Annotated in this window: 4 protein-coding genes and 1 pseudogene; 4 read left to right on the top strand and 1 reads right to left on the bottom strand. The window is 56.7% G+C overall.

All coding sequences use genetic code 11. The annotated features are described in order from the left end of the window. Nucleotides 1–38: 38 nt before the first annotated feature. Together B9L22_RS20770 and B9L22_RS19860 are read left to right on the top strand one after the other, a co-directional pair. Nucleotides 39–206 (top strand): annotated as a pseudogene (locus tag B9L22_RS20770) (SUMF1/EgtB/PvdO family nonheme iron enzyme); the annotation flags it as partial. A gap of 216 nt (nucleotides 207–422) precedes the next feature. Beyond that, nucleotides 423–635, top strand: coding sequence for a hypothetical protein (locus B9L22_RS19860; protein ID WP_143317407.1), 213 nt, complete (start codon nucleotides 423–425; stop codon nucleotides 633–635). 79 nt (nucleotides 636–714) lie between these two features. On the opposite strand, the gene B9L22_RS19855 is transcribed toward B9L22_RS19860, so the two are convergent. Beyond that, nucleotides 715–1,071, bottom strand: coding sequence for a hypothetical protein (locus B9L22_RS19855; protein ID WP_143317405.1), 357 nt, complete (start codon nucleotides 1,069–1,071; stop codon nucleotides 715–717). A 441-nt stretch (nucleotides 1,072–1,512) separates the two neighbouring features. Here B9L22_RS19855 and B9L22_RS19435 point away from each other — a divergent pair, with 441 nt between their 5' ends. Further along, entirely contained in the window at nucleotides 1,513–2,877 is a 1,365-nt protein-coding gene (locus tag B9L22_RS19435; RefSeq protein ID WP_086151580.1) for a DUF3300 domain-containing protein, read from the top strand. A 123-nt stretch (nucleotides 2,878–3,000) separates the two neighbouring features. Next, on the top strand, nucleotides 3,001–3,377 hold a 377-nt coding region (locus B9L22_RS20325; protein ID WP_198947352.1), incomplete at its 3' end, for a DUF3300 domain-containing protein.

The raw sequence follows: 3,377 nt of genomic DNA, 5'->3' as shown, positions 1-3,377 counted from the left end.
ACTGGTGAGCAGCGGGAGGAAGACCCCGCAGCGAGAAGAAGCGGGTGCATCGCGGTGGCTCGTTTCTGTGCAATGATCAATATTGTTCGCATTACATCGTCGGCACCCGGGGCAAAGGCGAGGTAAACACCGGCACGAATCATCTCGGTTTCCGTTGCGTGATGACGCCGCAGAAAATCTCGAAGAATTCGCGTCACAATTGCTGACGCTACTGATTGAGTCCCGGATGTAAGCCTAAAGTCCAATATTCCGTGCGAATCTGGCGTGCGCCCGGAGGCCTAGCAGAATGTCCATGAAAGAAATTCTCGGGCAACTTTGATCGATTGCGCCGAAGCCGGTGACAATCGAAGGGCACGCCAGCGAAGTGACTCGGCGTCCGGCAAATCAGCGACCAACAGAAAGCAACTCTCAGACCTAACGACTTGACGCTCGATCCGCAGCACCGCGGATTCGTTCCAATTCCGAACACGCAAGTGCTGATTAAGTTCAGCGCCAAGTCGCGTCTCGATATCACCGACGATCCGCAGAATACCGGGAACTCTAATCGATTTGTTACCGCACAGATTCCTGTGGAAGGGATTTTTTCAAAGGCGGCGGCAATCAATTCAACATTCACGCGAAAGGTTCGTAGTTGAGCATCGACGTTCGCCGTCATACTGAGTTTCTCACTCAAGGAAACCGGACCCGCAAAAAGAGGCACCTGAATCGTTCGATCTAAGTCCCGCTTCCAGTCGGGGGCACCGGCTCATCTTCTAGCGTTAAAACGTCGGCTGGAATGTCCAGCCATTCGGCGGCTCGGTTTCGATCTTGAAATGCCCGCGCTTCGATGTGCGTGTTTTCCATCAGTGACTCGTAGAGACGCGCGATACCAAATCCGACCCAGTCAGCACAATACAACGCCGTGCGCACGGGCGTCGCTCCAGCGAATTGCTCCGCTCGTTTGCGCGCAAATTCGAAAACGTGGCGGGTGCGGATTGCGATAGTCGTTAATTCGCTGAAATCAACGAAGCGTTTGAACGGAAGAGTCACTTTTTCAATGTTGACCAGCCATCCCGCGATCTGATCGAGCATAGCATCATCAAGACTACCCCTCGGTTGCCAGGTCATCAGTTCGTAAGTGGCATAATGCCGTAAGAATGGAGGGCCTGGGACGTCCCTTGAAATGGCACCCGGTATTTTCGGCTCGTTGAAGCTCCTAGGCGAATTCATATCTCTTCCCAATATCCGAGAAGCGCGACGCGACTGAGTATCGGACCAAGGTCTGATGTTGGAGCGCTTCCCACGGAGAGCAAGTTCGAAGAGTTGATTCGACGAGCTAGACAATGCCCAACAAGATGCCGAAGCCTTCGATTGTCCTGCTCGGCGTTCTGGCCCTCATCGGCGCTCTCCTGCCGTAATTCCGGCTCGATCGGCCCGACATAGGCCCAAGGTCCAATACTCAGGCTCATGGCATTGGAGGCAAACTGACAAAATCCAGACCGGAAAAGCGATACCCAAGAAAGGTATAAATCCATGAAGTTACGAGAAGTCCGTCCCACAAGTTTATTCCGCGCCTCGATCGCCATTTTATCCAGCACGACGCTACTGATATTAGGTCAACCGCTTGCCCCGGCGCAACAGGTCGAGTCGCAGGCAATGACCACCACAAGCCCCGTCACTCCGGAAGCTCCGAAGATTCCTAATGATCAATTGGATTCGCTCGTTGCACCGATCGCGCTCTATCCCGACCCGCTCCTGAGCCAGACGTTGGTCGCCTCGACCTACCCGCTCGAGATCATCCAACTCGAGCAGTGGTTGAGGAAGAATCCGGGATTGAAAGACAAAGCGTTAGTCGACGCGATGGAGAAGCAACCGTGGGATCCGAGCATCCAGGCGATGGCGACATTTCCCGATGTCGTCAAGCGCCTGGCGGATGACGTGGCTTGGACAACGGATTTGGGAAATGCTTTTCTCGCACAGCAAGCCGATGTCATGGCCGCGATCCAACGAATGCGCGCGAAGGCACAGGGGACCGGTAATTTGAAAACCAGTGCACAGCAAAAGGTGGAAACCCAAACTGCCGAAGGCGGCAATCAAGTCATCGTCATTGAGCAGGTCGATCCGCAGGTGGTTTATGTGCCCTCTTATGATCCGACGATCGTTTATGGCGCGCCGGCCTATCCATATCCGCCAATTTATTATCCCACCGGCGGTCTGCTGGCGTTCGGTACTGGGGTTGCGTTAGGCGCGGCTATCAATGGTGGCTGGGGTTACAACTGCGGTTGGGGCCACGGTGACGTCACCATTAACAATAATAACAATTTCAACCGGAACAACATTAACAGCGGCAACCGTGGCCAGGGAGGTAAGTGGCAGCACAACCCCCAACATCGCGGCGGCGCGCCTTATGGCGACAGAGGGACGGCGAACAAGTACGGCGGCAACGCGCGCAGCTCGGGAGCCAATCGGCCTGCCGGTGGCGCAGGTACTGGTGCGGCCAATCGTCCCGGCGGCGGAATCGGCAATGCCGGAGCGGGGAATCGCCCCGGAGCTGGAGCGGGCAATGCCGGAGCGGGAAATCGCCCCGGAGGTGGAGCGGGCAATATGGGTAACGCCGGCGCCAATCGTCCTGGTGGCGGAGCCGGCGCGCGACCCGGCGGTGGCGGGGCGAGCACGATGCCGGCTAGTCGGCCAAGCGGTGGCGGGGCCGATCATGTCGGAAGCCGCAGTATTTCTTCCGGGGGTGGCAGTAGTGCATTTGGTGGCGCTGGATTTGGCGGTGGCGGCGGAAGTTCGGCGCGCGCCAGCAGCAGCCGCGGTTCTAGCAGCATGGGTGGCGGCGGTTTTGGTGGTGGCGGCGGTGGTCGTGGCGGCGGCGGCGGCGGCCGGCGCCGATAGGAGAGATGAAACCGGACTGGTTACCAAGGCAACGATCTCGCTCCCGCGGCTCCGCAGTGAGACCAAGGTCCTATTCCCTGACGAGTGGCCGGCGTCTGATACTCGCGACACCATAAATATTTTATGAAGCCACGCTATTCTTCGTCGAGAACATCAAAACAAACATGGCGAACCGCCGTCGCAGTTGTGTCGGCTGTTCTCCTTTTATCAGGCACAAATATCGTTTTGGCACAGCAACCGTCACCCGAAGCACAATCGCAAGTAATGACGACTACTACGCCGGCCACGGAAGAACCAAAAATTCCTAACGATCAATTAGACTCGTTAGTCGCGCCAATTGCGCTATACCCCGATCCTCTTCTGGCGCAGGTTCTGGCAGCCTCCACTTACCCGCTGGAACTCATCCAGCTGCAACAATGGATGGAGAAGAACAAGAATTTGAAGAACAAGGCGCTGGCCGATGCCGTGGCCAAACAACCCTGGGATCCTAGCGTCCAATC

Origin of the sequence: Cellulosimicrobium sp. KWT-B, from assembly GCF_002127155.1 — a bacterium.
GTDB lineage: Bacteria > Actinomycetota > Actinomycetes > Actinomycetales > Cellulomonadaceae > Cellulosimicrobium > Cellulosimicrobium funkei.
Note: the sequence above shows the minus strand (reverse complement) of the source record. Positions and strands in the feature narration are given on the sequence as shown.

Excerpts from the sequence above, each read along its gene's own strand:
- B9L22_RS19435 (WP_086151580.1), top strand. The coding sequence starts at position 1,513 with ATGAAGTTACGAGAAGTCCGTCCCACAAGTTTATTCCGCGCCTCGATC.
- B9L22_RS19855 (WP_143317405.1), bottom strand. The coding sequence starts at position 1,071 with ATGCTCGATCAGATCGCGGGATGGCTGGTCAACATTGAAAAAGTGACT.